Source organism: Neptunomonas sp. (assembly GCF_016744175.1).
Taxonomy (GTDB): domain Bacteria; phylum Pseudomonadota; class Gammaproteobacteria; order Pseudomonadales; family Balneatricaceae; genus Neptunomonas.
Genome location: NZ_JADGEV010000064.1, coordinates 1 through 16,181 on the forward strand (window position 1 = coordinate 1; position 16,181 = coordinate 16,181).

General features: G+C 43.7%; 14 protein-coding genes. All 14 read right to left on the minus strand.

Annotated elements, in window-relative coordinates:
* Positions 1-119 precede the first annotated feature (119 nt).
* A complete protein-coding gene (locus QZZ55_RS18595; protein ID WP_293268921.1) occupies positions 120-953 on the minus strand; it encodes a cell division protein FtsQ/DivIB in 834 nt (277 codons plus the stop codon).
* A 1-nt stretch (position 954) separates the two neighbouring features.
* Positions 955-1,902, minus strand: a complete 948-nt coding sequence (locus tag QZZ55_RS18600; RefSeq protein ID WP_293268922.1) for a D-alanine--D-alanine ligase — start codon at positions 1,900-1,902, stop codon at positions 955-957.
* Entirely contained in the window at positions 1,903-3,345 is a 1,443-nt protein-coding gene (gene murC, locus QZZ55_RS18605) for a UDP-N-acetylmuramate--L-alanine ligase (RefSeq protein WP_293268923.1), read from the minus strand. It abuts the gene before it with no gap.
* Complete coding sequence (gene murG, locus QZZ55_RS18610) at positions 3,342-4,415, minus strand: undecaprenyldiphospho-muramoylpentapeptide beta-N-acetylglucosaminyltransferase (RefSeq protein WP_293268924.1); 1,074 nt, start codon at positions 4,413-4,415, stop codon at positions 3,342-3,344. Before murG ends, murC begins: the two co-directional genes overlap by 4 nt.
* Positions 4,408-5,691, minus strand: coding sequence for a putative lipid II flippase FtsW (gene ftsW / locus QZZ55_RS18615; RefSeq protein ID WP_293268925.1), 1,284 nt, complete (start codon positions 5,689-5,691; stop codon positions 4,408-4,410). Before ftsW ends, murG begins: the two co-directional genes overlap by 8 nt.
* The gene (murD, locus tag QZZ55_RS18620; protein ID WP_293268926.1) at positions 5,688-7,037 is read right to left on the minus strand and encodes a UDP-N-acetylmuramoyl-L-alanine--D-glutamate ligase; all 1,350 of its coding nucleotides are present in this window, start codon (positions 7,035-7,037) and stop codon (positions 5,688-5,690) included. Before murD ends, ftsW begins: the two co-directional genes overlap by 4 nt.
* 66 nt (positions 7,038-7,103) lie before the next feature.
* Entirely contained in the window at positions 7,104-8,186 is a 1,083-nt protein-coding gene (gene mraY / locus QZZ55_RS18625; RefSeq protein WP_293268927.1) for a phospho-N-acetylmuramoyl-pentapeptide-transferase, read from the minus strand.
* A gap of 3 nt (positions 8,187-8,189) precedes the next feature.
* Complete coding sequence (gene murF, locus QZZ55_RS18630; RefSeq protein ID WP_293268928.1) at positions 8,190-9,569, minus strand: UDP-N-acetylmuramoyl-tripeptide--D-alanyl-D-alanine ligase; 1,380 nt, start codon at positions 9,567-9,569, stop codon at positions 8,190-8,192.
* Positions 9,559-11,082, minus strand: a complete 1,524-nt coding sequence (locus QZZ55_RS18635; protein ID WP_293268929.1) for a UDP-N-acetylmuramoyl-L-alanyl-D-glutamate--2,6-diaminopimelate ligase — start codon at positions 11,080-11,082, stop codon at positions 9,559-9,561. The genes murF and QZZ55_RS18635 overlap by 11 nt, the downstream gene beginning before the upstream one ends.
* Positions 11,079-12,797 carry a penicillin-binding transpeptidase domain-containing protein gene (locus QZZ55_RS18640; RefSeq protein WP_293268930.1) on the minus strand — a complete coding sequence of 573 codons (1,719 nt, stop codon included), beginning with the start codon at positions 12,795-12,797 and terminating at the stop codon, positions 11,079-11,081. The genes QZZ55_RS18635 and QZZ55_RS18640 overlap by 4 nt, the downstream gene beginning before the upstream one ends.
* Entirely contained in the window at positions 12,787-13,134 is a 348-nt protein-coding gene (ftsL, locus tag QZZ55_RS18645) for a cell division protein FtsL (RefSeq protein WP_293268931.1), read from the minus strand. The genes QZZ55_RS18640 and ftsL overlap by 11 nt, the downstream gene beginning before the upstream one ends.
* A 43-nt stretch (positions 13,135-13,177) precedes the next feature.
* The gene (gene rsmH / locus QZZ55_RS18650) at positions 13,178-14,119 is read right to left on the minus strand and encodes a 16S rRNA (cytosine(1402)-N(4))-methyltransferase RsmH (RefSeq protein WP_293268932.1); all 942 of its coding nucleotides are present in this window, start codon (positions 14,117-14,119) and stop codon (positions 13,178-13,180) included.
* Positions 14,120-14,140: 21 nt separating this feature from the next.
* On the minus strand, positions 14,141-14,593 hold the full coding sequence (mraZ, locus tag QZZ55_RS18655; protein WP_293268933.1) for a division/cell wall cluster transcriptional repressor MraZ: 453 nt from the start codon (positions 14,591-14,593) through the stop codon (positions 14,141-14,143).
* A 361-nt stretch (positions 14,594-14,954) separates the two neighbouring features.
* A partial coding sequence (locus QZZ55_RS18660) for a surface lipoprotein assembly modifier (protein ID WP_293268934.1) occupies positions 14,955-16,181 on the minus strand: 1,227 nt, incomplete at its 5' end.

A 16,181-nucleotide genomic window follows, 5' to 3' on the forward strand; every position in this document is an offset into this window, starting at 1 on the left:
TGCGAACCAATGCCGACAACCTCGATATGGCCATCTGGCATAACTTCGGCTACCAAGCACACTACTTTAGAGGTGCCGATATCCAGTGCGACGATCATGCTAGCATCTGACATTCTTATCTAACCCGCCTTAACTTGTTCTTCAAGCTTACGCCACTTCACAGCAACACCATTGGTATAGCGAATATCTACTTTCTCAATTTGAGCAGCACGTGGGGCTAACTCTTTTTGATAAACATGTAAAAAACGCTGTAATCTTTCTCGTAGCTGCTCTCTTCCAACAACAACTGCAATTCCATTATCCAACTCTAATGACCATGCACCACGAGCCTCCATTGAAAGCCCTACCATTTTAACATTCACACCTTGAAATAGGCGGCTGAAATCATGGTATTGTGCCATCAAATTTTGCGTTTCAGTTGCTGGCCCATTTAACACGGGCAAGCTTGAATATTCTTCTGGGGTCTTTGGCCAAAAAATATCACCCTGATGATTTAACAAGCCCTTTTTCCCCCAACGAGCCACTGGAATTTGCTCGTCAATGGTTACTTCAACAGCAGGTGGCCAATCTCGTTTTATTTGCACACCGTGTACCCAAGGTTCATCAAGTGTTATTTGTCGCAGCGATGATATATCCACATTCATTAATGGTGCATTGATACCAATCGCTAATTTTTCAGCAAGTACACGTTTATTCAGATACTTGGTTTCACCCACTACTCTAACTTGAGTGATAGGTTTATCTAGCCATGCCATCACTTGCATATAACCGCTAAACAACAAACCACCGAAAATCAAAAAGACCGTTAATACCAGAAGTGGTCGCCAGTACCAATCTACCTCTCGAGCAAGAGCGGACTCAGGCGTTTGATCAAGCGCTACATTGTCACTTGCCGCTTGGGCAGGCAATGATGACTGATCAAATACTCTAAGTTTCTGTAGACCAGCAGACATATCAGCTAGCCTCAATCAAAATTTCAACAACAAGCTGTTCAAAACTGATACCCGCTTGTTTAGCCGCCATAGGCACCAAACTATGATCTGTCATACCAGGCGTCGTGTTTACCTCTAATAAGTAGAACTCGCCCTCCTTATTCTGCATAACATCAACTCGCCCCCAGCTTTTACAACCGATAGCGATAAACGCCTGTTCTGATAACCGTAAAAGCTCATCTTCTTTTTGTGGACTCAACGTGTCATCAAACAAATAACGAGTATCATCTGCTGCGTACTTCGCATCATAATCATAAAAATCATGAGGTGTTTCCAAACGTATCGCAGGTAAAGCCTCATTGTTTAAAATAGTGACTGTAAACTCTGCCCCCGTGATCCATTTTTCAGCAATAACACATTGATCATAAAGGCATGCATCCTCCCAAGCAGCGCTTAACTCTGATACATCATTTACCTTATGCATGCCAATGCTTGAGCCTTCATGTGCTGGTTTGATCATCAAAGGGAACCCCAGTTCCGCAGCACATGTTAATAAATCATTCTCTGTACGCAATACACTGAAGGGTGGTGTGGGCAACCCTGCGCCAACAAATAACTGCTTACTTCTTAGCTTATCCATTCCAAGTGCAGAAGCCGCTACTCGGCTCCCTGTATAAGGAATTTGCATCATTTCCAATAAACCTTGGATAACACCGTCTTCACCAATACGGCCATGCAATATCACAAAGGCAGAGTCAATTTTCTCCTGTTGAAGTTGCTCAACAGGGTTTAACTCACCCGCCGGCCCATATAGATCAAGTAAAAATGCATCAACTCCCGCTGACTTTAAAGCTTTAAAAACAGCTTGACCGCTATTTAACGAAACCGGACGTTCCGCCGAATTCCCACCATAAATAACCGCGACTCGCCCAAATGTTTGCGCTTGCTTATCATCAATGCGGTACGCCATTTATTGATCCCCCGACAAATCAAGCCCAGAAATCTGATGCGCCAAAGCCGTTATGTTTCCAGCACCCTGAGTTAGTAGTAAGTCACCTGGACGCAAAATGTTTTTCAAAAGCTCCGGCACTTCTTCTGCCGTTTTCACATACACGGGATCGATATTACCCCGCTGCCTGATACTACGGCATAAACTTCGACTGTCAGCCCCTGCAATAAGCTCCTCACCCGCCGCATAGACTTCCATCAACATCAACACATCTACTTCAGATAGCACCTGAACAAAGTCTTCATATAAATCACGAGTTCGCGTATAACGATGAGGCTGATTAATCATGACTAAGCGTCGATCAGGCCAACCGGCCTTCACAGCTTTTATTGTTGCTTCAACTTCGCGGGGATGATGCCCGTAATCATCTACCAACATCACTGAACCGCCATGAACCGCAATTTCATCCAACACTTGGAAACGACGTCCGACACCCGAAAACTGCTTAAGTGCCGTGGCAATTGCTTGACCATCAATCCCTTCGTCTGTTGCAACAGCAATTGTAGCTAATGCATTCAGTACGTTATGCACACCAGGCATATTCAGTGTAATGTCAAGATCATCGTGTCCTTCAGGGCGCTTGACCGTAAAATGAGTATGCATACCAGATTGCGTTATATTCACTGCCCGGTAATCAGCTGTCTCATTCAAACCATAAGTCACTACAGGGCGACTAATTTCTGGCAAAATTTCCCGCACAACCTCATCATCAGTACATAAAACTGCCAAGCCGTAAAACGGCAGGTTGTGCAAAAACTCTACAAAGGTCCGTTTAAGTACATTAAAATCCCCACCATAGGTATCCATATGGTCAGCATCTATGTTGGTAATAATCGATACCATTGGCTGCAAATGCAGGAACGATGCGTCACTTTCATCGGCTTCAGCAATTAAATATCGACTAGCACCCATTCGTGCATTAGTCCCTGCACTATTAAGCCGACCTCCAATAACAAAAGTAGGGTCTAAGTCACCCTCGGCGAATACGGATGCAAGCAAACTCGTTGTGGTAGTTTTCCCATGCGTTCCCGCCACAGCGACTCCATGTCTATAGCGCATCAATTCCGCCAACATTTCAGCACGTCGCACGACAGGAATACGATTTTCTCGAGCGGCCTTAACTTCTGGATTAGTATCAGTAACAGCGCTAGAGATAACCACAACATCGACACCTTGGATATTCTCAGGAGCATGCCCAATATGGATAGTGGCACCCATTGCTACTAATCTATCTGTTGTTATCGAAGCACGAATATCAGACCCTGAAATTTGATACCCTTGATTACATAAAACTTCTGCAATCCCACACATACCAACGCCACCAATACCAACAAAATGAATTGTACGAATACGCCGCATTTCAGGGACTTCATAAACAGTTGGGGCTTGTGATACTGAGCTCATTTCATACTCTCCAGACAAATTCCAGCGACATCTATACTTGCATTAGGCTTAGCAACGCTTCGGGCCTTGAGTGCCATCTCTAATAACGCGCCCCGGTCTACCTTGTTATGTAAAATTTCAACAAGATCATCTTTCTTCAAATCAGATTGCTGAATGACCCATGCAGCACCCGCTTCTTCAAGGTAACGGGCATTCGCTGTTTGATGGTCATCTACCGCAAATGGAAAAGGAATTAACAACGCAGGCACACCAGCTATAGCCAGCTCACTCACCGTTAGCGCTCCTGACCGACAAATGACTAAATCAGCCCACCCATAGGCTTCATCCATTTTTTCTATAAAATCATCGACTCGGGCCGAAACATCCAGTGCTTTGTATTTTTCCTGTGTCGCTTCTAAATGTTGCTTACCTGTTTGATGCCATACGTTGGGCCTACTCTCCAAACTTAGCGCAGCAAACGCCTCAGGCACGAGATCATTTATAGATTTTGCTCCAAGGCTCCCACCTACTATTAGTACATTGATAGCACCCTCACGCTGCTTATAACGTTCCTGCGGCGATGGCAAATCCAAGATTGCACCGCGTACTGGATTGCCTGTTTGCTCTACTCGGATATCACTGCTAAAAGCACTAGGAAAAGCAACCAAAATACGTTGAGCCAACTTTGCAGAAATACGATTGGTCAAACCCGCTGTTGCATTTTGCTCATGAATGACTAAAGGAATTCTTAATACGCGAGCAGCGACTGCTCCGGGGCCGGAAGCAAACCCTCCCATGCCCAATACAACATCTGGACTAACAGACCGCATAATCTTGATAGCCTGCCAAACCGCCTTAATTAATTTAAAAGGTGCTAATAGCAGACTCAATCGCCCTTTGCCTCGCAACCCTTGCACATCTATGGTGTGCAAAGGAATCTGTGCATTAGGAACAATGCGTGACTCGATACCTTTCTCTGTACCCATCCAGTGAACCGAAACGCCTTTTATCTGTAAACATTGTGCCGTTGCCAGCGCTGGAAAAACATGCCCCCCAGTTCCACCAGCCATGACAAGTATCGTTTTATTCATGCTCAGAGTCCTCCTTTATTTGTCTATCAGAAGGAACCTTATCAACTGAATTCTTATCGGATTCTTTTTTCGATCTTTTAACAATAACGGGGTTAGTAACATCAATTGTTCCTGATACCCTCAAGCGCTTTAGCTCAAAGTCAATTCGTATGACGATAGCAATCATCACAGCACAAACCAACAAACTACTTCCCCCATAACTTAACAGCGGTAGTGTTAATCCTTTGGTTGGTAGAGCACCGACATTAACACCGATATTAATTAATGCTTGAGCTGCAAAAACTAACCCAAAACCATACGCCACATAACCCATAAAAAACTGTTTTTGTTTTTCGGCTTGTCGACCAATCAAAAAAATACGACAAATCATAATGCCATACAGCACTACAACCAGCAGAGCGCCAATTAAACCAAACTCCTCTGCTAATACGGAATACACAAAATCAGTATGCGCTTCGGGTAAGTAAAATAATTTTTGGACACTATTTCCTAAACCAGTGCCAAACCATTCGCCACGACCAAAAGCAATCTGCGCTTGTGATAATTGATAACCACTACCAAAAGGGTCAGCCCAAGGGTCTTGAAATGATTTAAGCCTAGCCATACGATACGGCTGCGCAACAGCCATCACCATAATAAGACCAACAGCACATGACAGCACCATAATAAACTGTGTAAAGCGCATCCCTCCGAGGAATATCATCCCCATGACAGTCCCCATTAAGACAACTGCAGCGCCGTAATCTGGCTCTCCTAATAATAAAAAAACAAAAAAAGCCAATGGCAATACTGGTTTAACCACACCGCCCCAACTGCTTCTAACTTCTGACAACCGTCTCACTAGATACCCAGCCACATAAATAACCATACAGAACTTGGCTATTTCCGATGCCTGTAAGTTCAAAGGTCCCAGGCTAATCCAACGCTGACTACCATTCACTTCACGGCCTATTCCCGGAATCAACACTAGCAACAGCAAAACAAAGCCAATACCTAGTAACACTGGGCCGTACTTTTCCCAATACTTGATGGGTATTCGAACAGCAATGATAGAAACTACAGCGGCTAAAATGATAAAAAAACCATGCCTTTGAGAGAAGAAAAATGGACCGCCAAACCTTTCAGCCGCTACATCCATAGAAGCTGAAGTAATCATCACAAAGCCTGTTAACACAAGCGTAACAGCAGTACCTAATAACCATGGATCAAAAGGAGCCACTCCATTCTGCGGGAATGACAACCATGCAGGTTGGCGTAATGTATTGACGGGATTCATAAAGCATCCACCAGCGCTACAAATTGATCACCACGCTCAGTGTAATTTTTAAACATATCAATACTTGCACAAGCAGGAGACAGCAATACAATATCGCCAGGATGCGCCACTTCGATAGCACGCAGAACCGCTTCAGAAAGTGTCATTTGGATAGACGAATCTATATCATCTAGCGCTCGGCTAATTTTTTCTGCATCCTGCCCAATAAGAACAACTGAGCGTACAAACTGGCTCACTGGATGCGCTAAGTCATCAAAGCTTGCGCCTTTAGCATCGCCTCCCGCAATTAAGACAATACGTTGTCCAATAGATAAGTTAGCACCTAAACCATCTAATGCCGCAACCGTAGCGCCAACATTAGTGCCTTTAGAGTCATTGTAAAAATCAAGCCCACGTTTGTGAGAAACCCACTGGCAACGATGCTCAAGTCCGCCGAAGCTCTGCAATGCATTTAACATAGCGTCCATAGGAATATTAACAGCACGACCCAAGGCTAATGCAGCTAATGCATTTGCAATATTATGACGGCCCGGCATTTTTATTTTGTTGACTGGTAACAGTTTTTCATGGCCAATAGATAGCCATTCAACGCCTGAGTCTTCAAGTAAACCAAAAATTTTCAAATCCGGCTTACCGAGGCGATACCCAATTAATTCAACATTTTTTGGAAGTAGCGGATGTGTTAATGAATCATCGCGGTTTTCAACCGCTGATAAACAACCGCGAAAAATTCTATGTTTTGCTTGGTAATAACCTTGCATACCATCGTAGCGGTCCAAATGATCCGGACTAACATTCAACACGGTAGCCACATGAGCCCGCAAATCATGCACTGTTTCCAACTGAAAGCTGGAAAGCTCTAATACATACAGAGACTGTTCGCCTGTCGCTAACATATCTAAAACAGGCAAACCTAAATTACCACCAACACCGACGTCAATACCCGCGGCCTTAGCCATCTCGCCAACAAGCGTAGTAACAGTGCTTTTAGCATTTGACCCAGTAATAGCAACAATAGGAGCACTCACTTCACGGCAAAACAGATCAATATCCCCAATAAGAGAAACGCCATTTGCTACCGCTTCTTTTATCGCAGGTAATTGTTGAGACACTCCAGGACTTAGAACAAGCTCACTTGCCTGCATAAGGTAAGCAGAATCCAACTCGCCTAAATACATCTCAACATCAGGAAATTCAGCTTTGATTTTCTCTAAATGTGGTGGGTTATCTCGTGTATCAACAAGTGCAAAACGAAAACCTTTTCTAGCTAGGAAACGTGCACAGGAAAGCCCAGTCTGTCCTAAACCGATGACAACTTTTAACTGGTCTGATGTAATTAATGACATCTTATTTCCTGCTTCCCCATTCTTAACAATATGTTGTATCCGTACGAACCCAGCGCCCAATGCGCCTTAACGTACTTTCAATGTAGCAAGCCCAACGAGCACTAAAATCACAGTAATAATCCAAAACCGAACAATAACCCGAGGCTCTGGCCACCCCTTTAGCTCAAAGTGATGATGAATAGGGGCCATTCTAAAGATGCGCCGCCCTGTCAACTTATAAGAAGCCACTTGTAAAATAACGGACACAGTTTCCATAACAAAAACGCCACCCATAATTACCAGCACTAGCTCTTGCCTAACGACAACAGCAACAGTACCTAACGCAGCTCCTAAGGCCAATGCACCTACATCACCCATAAACACTTGCGCTGGATATGTGTTAAACCATAAAAAGCCTAAACCTGCTCCAACGATGGCACCACAGAAGACGATTAATTCACCGGAACCGGCAATGTAAGGAATATGTAAATAATCAGCGAAGCGAATATGCCCACTAAGGTAAGCAAAAACAGCGAGTGCTCCTGCAACCATAACCGTTGGCATAATTGCCAAACCATCTAAGCCATCCGTTAAGTTAACCGCATTAGACGTTCCCACAATCACGAAATAAGTGAAGACAATAAAAAAGACACCCATATCAATCACAATATCTTTAAAAACCGGAACAATCAGCTGAGTCTCTGCGGGGCTTTGTGCGGTGAAATACAAAACTAATGCAGCACCCAGACCGCCTACTGACTGCCATAAATATTTCCATCGTGCCGGCAGCCCACGAGAATTCTTTTCAACTACTTTACGCCAATCATCAACCCAACCCACAGCACCAAAAATCAAGGTAACGATCAATACAATCCAAACATAACGGTTTGACAAATCAGCCCATAACAACGTGCTAACTGCAATGGAAAGTAGGATTAAGGCCCCGCCCATAGTAGGCGTACCCGCTTTACTCAAATGAGATTGAGGCCCATCATTACGCACCGATTGGCCAATCTGCTTATCTTTCAAGTAACGAATCAGCTTTGGACCAATAAACAAAGAAATAGCCAACGCAGTCAATACGCCTAAAATCCCTCGCAACGTTAAATATTTAAATACAGCTATTGCTGAGAAATGCTCTGATAGGTAGTCAGCCAGAATTAACAACATGTTTTATACCTTTTCCGTTAATCGGGTCACGACTTTATCCATCCCGGCACTGCGAGATCCTTTAACTAAAACAACCATACTTTTATGCAATCTAGGAACAACCTCATCCATTAAACTTTTTTGATCTATAAAGTGCTTGGCTAACTGCCGTGGTAGTAAGCCAATTGACGACTGAAACCCTTCCACCGCCATTTTGCTCAAAGGGCCGACCGCTATCAATTCATCGATGTTGTGTTCTGCAGCAAACCGCCCAATATCACGGTGCATTTCTTTTGCATCTAAACCCAACTCACCCATATCGCCTAGTACTAAAACTCGCTCACCCTTCAACTCTGCTAATGCTTGTATTGCTGCTTTTACTGAACCAGGATTCGCATTATAACTATCATCAATTATTCGAGCACCGTTAAGCCCTGACACACTGCACATTCTGCCTTTTACTGCCCGAAAGCGCCCTAACCCCGCAACTGCTAGCGACAGCGGCAAACCGGCGGCTAATGTTAAAGCAACCGCCGCTAATGCATTCATGACATTATGGCGACCCATTACTTTTAACTGCACTTTTTCAGATATTTCGTCATGCTTGACAACAAAACTGTAACAACCGTCATCTAAAATCTGAACATTATTTGCATAAATATCAGCGTTGGAATCCATGCCAAACGTTAGTAACGGCTTGTTATCAATACGCTTAATCCATTGATGTGCATGCGGATCATCCATATTGACGACAGCTATACCTTCGGGACCTAAGCCGTCATATATTTCACCTTTGGCATTAACAACACCTTGAAGCGACCCAAAACCCTCTAGGTGCGCTCCCATAGCATTGTTAACTAAAGCAATACTAGGATGTGACAATTTTGCTGAATACGCTATTTCATCAGGGCCACTAGCCCCCATTTCTATGACAGCATACTCGTCATTAGGCGCTATCCGTAGCAATGTCAGAGGCACACCAATATCGTTATTCAAGTTCCCTTTTGTTGCTAAAACCTGACCTGCACCTGCCAATATTTCAGCCAACATTTCTTTAACTGTCGTTTTTCCACTGCTTCCTGTAATAGCGAATAAAACACCTTGAAAAAAAGCGCGATTATATTCTGCAATTTTACCTAAAGCGACACGCGTGTCACAGACAACTATTTGCGGAACATCTAACGCAAGCTTTGTATCAACAACAAGAGCAACAGCACCTGCGGCTATCGCCTGACCAGCAAACTCATGTGCATCAAAACGCTCACCTTTAAGCGCTACAAACAAGTCACCTGGCTGAATTGATCGAGTATCTGTATTAACACGAGAAAAAGTAACATCCTGGCCTACCAACTGCCCTGATATTGCTGAAAGCAAACCACTCAATCGGAAGCCTTTATGCATCATTAGCAAAACCTCCCATCAAACTTTCTAGAACTTTTTTATCACTAAAAGGATATTTAATACCCATTATCTCTTGATAATCCTCGTGCCCTTTACCAGCGATTAATACTAAATCATCTGAGCCGGCTAACTTAACGGCCTTGGCGATAGCATCTTGTCTTTCAACAACTTGAATGACGTTTTTCGAGCAAGAAAACCCTCGCATAATCATCTTAATAATCTCATCTGCAGACTCTGTGCGAGGGTTATCACTGGTAACTATTATTTTATCTGCGAACTTCTCAGCTATCGCGGCCATTTCTGCACGCTTACCCGTATCTCTATCCCCCCCACAACCAAAAACCACCCACAATTCCTGCTTACAGTGCTTGCGTGCGGCGAGTAATGCTTTCTCCAAAGCATCCGGCGTATGCGCATAATCAATAACCGCCGTAGGAAACCCCTCAACCATTAGGCATTCCATGCGACCAGGCACAGCAGAAACTTGCGCCATAGCGGTTTCAATTTTTGTATTACTTTGCCCTAGTTGCACCAGTACAGACACAACGAGTAGTAAGTTAGCGATATTAAAATCACCCACCACAGCTGCTTTAAAGTGGATATCTCCGCTGGGTAGTGCAATATCTAAAACAACACCTTCAGGACTAAGTTCTGAATGTTTAACTGATACATCGGTAGACTTTGTTGAGTGAACACTATAACGAGAAAAAGACTGTTGATTTTGTTCCAGTGCCTTTGCAAGCTGGCAGCCAAACTCATCATCAGCATTTAGAACAATACGTGGCAATACAACTTCGTTATTTGCATCATGACTTTTCGATAAAAAAAGCTGTGATTTAGCATCAGCATAAGCCTGCATAGAACCGTGGTAGTCCAGATGATCACGGCTTAAATTCGTTAACGCCACCGCATCAAACTCCACACCAGAGATCCGCCCCTGGTCTAAAGCATGTGAACTAACTTCCATAACAACCGCATCCGCACCCTGCACATAAAAATCAGCCAATAACTGCTGTAGTTTTATCGAATCAGGTGTCGTGTGCGTTGCTTCTTTTAATGCCTCAGGAAAACCGTTACCTACCGTACCTATCAATGCAGCCTTTTGCCCTAACGCTGCCAACGCCTGGGCTATGTAATGTGCGCAAGATGTTTTACCGTTTGTCCCAGTAATGCCAACAAGGATCATTTTATGGCTTGGGTTATCCAACATCTGTGCGGCCAATACGCCCACTTTATTCTTAAGATCATCTATACGGAACACAGGAATAGAGAAAACAGCTAGATCACAACTCTGTGTAACCGCGTGATCAACAACAGCCACGACGGCTCCTTGACTGGCAGCCTGCTCTATAAAATCGATGCCTTGATGATTAACACCGTCTCGCGCAATGAACAAGTCCCCCGGCTGAACATGGCGACTGTCTGAGCAAAGGCCCATTACAATGAGGTCTGCACTTTCATGTTCTTTACTTACAATCGAGAGTGCATGCAACGCTGTGGGTTTGAATTCCATCATTTCATCACCACTGTTTGTTTTGGCTTATCAGGCCACTGATCCGGTGCGACATTTAATAAGCGCAAAGCATTACTCGCCACACGGGAAAAAACAGGCGCAGCCACCTCTCCGCCATAGTATTCTTGGCCCTTAGGGTTATTAACCATAACTACGACAATCATGCGCGGGTCTGAAACAGGGATAATCCCAGAAAAAACTGCTATATATTTATCGTCTGAGTACCCACCTTTACTGGCTTTATGTGCGGTACCTGTTTTACCCCCTACTCGGTAACCATGTACTGCCGCACGCCGCCCAGTGCCACCACTCTGCGTTACTGTTTCCATCATACCTAGCACGCTATTTGCTATCACCGCTGGCATAACCCTATTTCCTTTGGGCACTTCATCCTGCTTGATCAAACTTGCTGGCAAGGCAACCCCATCATTCGCTAAAGGAAGATACGCTTGAGCCAGCTGCAATGGCGTTACCGAAAGCCCATAGCCATAAGACATGGTCGCGCGCTCCACGACACGTTTTGCAGGATAATATGGCAAACTACCATTTCTTTCTCCTGGAAACCCTGTTCCAGATGACTGCCCTAAACCCACATTATGAAATAAATTTCGAACTGCATCTTCATGTAAGCTAAGCGCAAGCTTAGTGACACCAACATTACTTGATTTGGTTATAATCGACGTTAGATTTAGCTTCCCGTAGTTACGGTGATCACGAATAGTGCTTCGACGAATCTTAATATAGCCTGGCGTCGTATCCACTATGGATTGCGCCGTATACTTACCACTCATTAATGCTGCTGCGACAGTCAACGGTTTCATCGTAGAACCAGGCTCAAAAAGGTCGGTAACAGCACGATTTCGCAAGCCTTTAACATCCATGCGGCTACGGTCATTAGGATTATATGAAGGCTGGTTTACCATCACCAGTACCTCACCTGTTTTGGCATCCAATACCACCGCAGATGCAGAATCCGCTTTATGAGCCTGCACCGCTGCTTTTAACTCGCGATATGCCATGTACTGAAGACGCAAATCAATACTCAGCTGTATGTTTTTTCCGGGTTTGGCCTGCTCTATAGATTTAATATGCTTAATCGTTCTTCCTAGTCGATCTTGCATAACCAGCTTTCGTCCAGACTCGCCGCTTAACCATTCATCATAAGCCAACTCCATTCCTTCTTGGCCATTACCTTCTATTCCAGTAAAACCAACTAAGTGCGTCGACACCTCACCGGCAGGGTAATAACGTTTATAGTCCACATCAACGTGAACACCCGGAATCTTTAAAGAATCTATTTGCTCGGCCAGCTCAGGTGCAACTTGGCGCTTAAGATAGATAAACTGGCGTTTGCTATTTTTTTCAAGCTTCGCAACGAGGTCACTACGTTTTGAGTCTAATAAAAAAGCGAGGCGTTTCAACCCTTGATGGTGCTTATCTGTTTTACTAGGGTCAGCCCAGATGGTTGCTACGGGAGCACTAACAGCTAAAGGCTCTCCATTCCTATCCGTAATAATACCGCGATGCGCCGGAACCAATGTTGTTCGTAAACTACGTGCATCACCTTGTCGCTGCAAAAAGTCCTGATCCAATGTATAAAGGGACACTAGCTTTGTAACGATTCCCCCAGAAACCGCCACTAACAACACAAAAACTAAAACTAAGCGCCAACTCCGCCCTGCAGATGCAACGACTGAAGAGCCAGTATTATCGCTCATATTGAACAATCTCAATCATATCAGGCTGAGGCGTCATCATTTTCAACTGCTTTCGTGCAACCTGCTCTACTCGGTTGTTAGTTCCCAAGGTGCTTTGCTCAAGAAGCAACTGCCCCCACTCAACCTGAAACTCATCCCACTGTTGCACAAAGACCTGTTGCTTATTAAATAAAAGTCGATACTGGAAAGCGGCATAAGTAACAGCCAATGAACTGAACACAATTAAGACAACCAATACAGCAACAATAAAAACGGGACGAGCCACAGCCTCTATGCTAAGAATAGGTAATGCTGTGACCTCTTTGTTTTTAATCGACCATACTGGTAAAGAAAACAAAATATATACCTTCTTATTGCCTTATGTTTAGTAGTGTCTTCTATCAAGCAATTTTTGTAGCTATACGCATAACAGCACTACGTGAACGCGGATTTTCATCCACCTCAGTCGCGCTGGCTTTAACCATTTTGCCAACAGCTTTAAGCCTTTGATTCAACATATCGTTGGTAATAGGGATGCTCAGAGGCAAATGATCATCTCCCTTAACGTGTTTACGAATAAAGCGCTTCACGATTCGATCTTCTAACGAGTGAAAGCTTATAATCACTAATCGACCACCCACTTTTAATGATTCAAGTGATTGATCTAAACACTTTTCTAAATCTTCTAATTCTTTATTTATGTGTATCCGAAAAGCCTGAAAAGCCCGAGTAGCTGGATGCTTACCTTTCTCCCACGACGGGTTTGCATCAGAAATTATTTTTGCTAACCGTCCTGTTGTTTCAATAGGTGCTTCTGCTCGCGCCTCCAGTACTGCTTTTGCCATTCGTCGACCATGCTTATCTTCACCATACGTGTAGATAACATCCGCAATTTCTTCCTGAGAGGCTCTCATGATCCATTCAGCTACACTTTCTCCAGACGTTGTATCCATTCGCATATCAAGCGGACCATCATTTTGAAAACTAAAGCCACGAGTAGGATCATCAAGCTGTGGGGAACTAACGCCCAAATCCAACAAGATCCCATCAACCTCACCAAACACACCCCTGTCCGCTACAAAAGACTGCAGTTCTGAAAAAGATCCATGCGCAATATCAAAGCGAGAATCATCGTCGAACCTTTCATTAGCACACGCTATGGCTTCGAGATCTTTATCAATCGCCATTAACCGACCCGTCGGCGCCAACTGTTTGAGAATAAGCGATGAATGTCCACCTCGCCCGAATGTCCCATCAACATAAAAACCATCCGGATTTTGCACCAAAGCGGCCACAGCCTCATCAAGCAATACAGTAATATGGTGTAATGATTCAGTACTCACAGAAAAACCCTGCATAAATTATTAAAGTGACAAATTGAGTAGAGCATCTGGCAACGCCTCAGCTTCGACTTCCTGTAAGTATCTGTCACGAGTCGCATTCCAGTTCGCCTCGTCCCAAATTTCAAACTTCCGCCCCTGACCTAGTAAGATGGTCTTTTTATCTAATCCAGCATAATCACGAAGCAACGCGGGTATTAACAAACGCCCATGACTATCCATATCCAAATCTGACGCATGCCCAACCAATAAACGCTGCAAACGGCGTGCAACAGGATTTAGGCTTGGAAGCGCATCTATTTTTGCTTGGATAATTTCCCACTCATCGATGGGATACAACAGTAAACAACGCTCCTCAGTATCAATCGTCAAAACCAAATGCCCTGCACACTGAACCGAAATCATCTCTCGGTAGCGGGCAGGAATGGCCATTCGGCCCTTCGCATCCAGATTTATTTGATTAACGCCACGAAACATCGCTCAACCACCCAATCTTTTCATAAAAAACCACATTTACCCACATTTACCCACTAACATACACTATAGAAACTACCCCCCCTTTTTGCAAGTGTGGTACAGCAGCGACAAGCCCCGAAATACATGCATCTAATAGCCCAAACCACAAAGGGTTTAACACCAAATATATGCAGCCTATATAAAGCCCTTATATTTCAGTCAATTAATTACAAGCGAGACATAACGAAAAATATGATTTTTTTGCTACAAAAAAAGAAAATAAAAATTGCAGCAAATAAACGCAGAAATAACAAAGCAAGACTAGCTCACGGGTGACCACTTACCATAGAAGCTTACATCTTCGTTAACAAAAGAACGATTGCTAATAACCCTCCACCAAACTAAAAACCAAGCTAATTTTGTCATACTCGAAATACCCGAGCGATGAATTATTCTTTTCATACGTAAGCCCTATTTCTGGCTTATAACCGTATGTATGAATTCTCTCATTACTTAGAACAAAACCTAACTTCTTTTTAAAATCACGACGCCGCTCACCAAAGAACGGATCGATATCCCCATAAAATCGCAAACTAGCCGAACTAGACAACCGGACACCCCAATCATTGATAGGCATATCAAGCCCAAGAGCTAAAGTACCTTCATGATAAGAATACGGTGTTTCGCGGGCAACGGATTTTTCAAATGCTAAACTTCCATCTGCAAAAAAATCATTTTGCAATGATTTGGTAAAATTTGCTGTTGCTCTATAGACATGTGCATCAAGATGAGGTGCCCCATGAATCACTAACCGACCAGCTCGAAATTGATAATTATACCTAAACTGGTCGGCAATATTGGGCGTGTAAAAAGTGCTCAGGTATGAAAAGTCATATCGCTTTCTTCCATTTTGTTCAGAGTACTCAACACCCGCTTTCACTTTCACTCGCGGAAGCGACTCAAACGATGAGACAATCCCAATATCACTTATCCAACGCTCTAGCTTCCCACCCTCAAAGTCACTAAACGAGGCATTTAAATATGCTTGTGTGCGTGAGTCATCGGATAGAGGAAACCCACTATCCATACTATAGCGCACCCCCATTACCTCTTGGTCGCCAGACGGGCGAACCACTTTTAACGTGCGTCCAGAAATATTTACTTCTTCACTCGAGGTGAAATTTTCCGGATTTGAATCACTAACAAATGAAATCCCAAACTTCACGTAGCCAATGTCGCTATCTATTTGATTAAGGTACAAGCGTATATTTTGTTTAACCGACCAAGGAACACCTTGCCCAGAAAGGACTTCTTGATAAATACTTTTTGAGGCTTGAAATTGACGATCCAAAAACAAAGATCTCGCCAATTCAAGCTTAACTCTAGGGCTGCTCGTTCGCTTTAACATATCTGAAAAAATAGCGATAGAAGCCTTATAGTTCTGCTGCTTTGAAGCATACAAACCTAAAAAGAAAAGTTTTTGAAGAGCATCTTCCTCAGCGGTAACTACCAGAGACTTTAACACCCCCACACTTTGATCAGCATCAGATGCGAAGGATTGCTGCCCAATAACCAAAAGCAATGCAAAAACACTGACGAAAGAAGCACA

What these genes read in the sequence shown, in the direction of transcription:
- QZZ55_RS18595 (WP_293268921.1), bottom strand. Translation starts at nt 953, where the DNA reads ATGTCTGCTGGTCTACAGAAACTTAGAGTATTTGATCAGTCATCATTG.
- QZZ55_RS18600 (WP_293268922.1), bottom strand. Translation starts at nt 1,902, where the DNA reads ATGGCGTACCGCATTGATGATAAGCAAGCGCAAACATTTGGGCGAGTC.
- murC (WP_293268923.1), bottom strand. Translation starts at nt 3,345, where the DNA reads ATGAGCTCAGTATCACAAGCCCCAACTGTTTATGAAGTCCCTGAAATG.
- murG (WP_293268924.1), bottom strand. Translation starts at nt 4,415, where the DNA reads ATGAATAAAACGATACTTGTCATGGCTGGTGGAACTGGGGGGCATGTT.
- ftsW (WP_293268925.1), bottom strand. Translation starts at nt 5,691, where the DNA reads ATGAATCCCGTCAATACATTACGCCAACCTGCATGGTTGTCATTCCCG.
- murD (WP_293268926.1), bottom strand. Translation starts at nt 7,037, where the DNA reads ATGTCATTAATTACATCAGACCAGTTAAAAGTTGTCATCGGTTTAGGA.
- mraY (WP_293268927.1), bottom strand. Translation starts at nt 8,186, where the DNA reads ATGTTGTTAATTCTGGCTGACTACCTATCAGAGCATTTCTCAGCAATA.
- murF (WP_293268928.1), bottom strand. Translation starts at nt 9,569, where the DNA reads ATGATGCATAAAGGCTTCCGATTGAGTGGTTTGCTTTCAGCAATATCA.
- QZZ55_RS18635 (WP_293268929.1), bottom strand. Translation starts at nt 11,082, where the DNA reads ATGATGGAATTCAAACCCACAGCGTTGCATGCACTCTCGATTGTAAGT.
- QZZ55_RS18640 (WP_293268930.1), bottom strand. Translation starts at nt 12,797, where the DNA reads ATGAGCGATAATACTGGCTCTTCAGTCGTTGCATCTGCAGGGCGGAGT.
- mraZ (WP_293268933.1), bottom strand. Translation starts at nt 14,593, where the DNA reads ATGTTTCGTGGCGTTAATCAAATAAATCTGGATGCGAAGGGCCGAATG.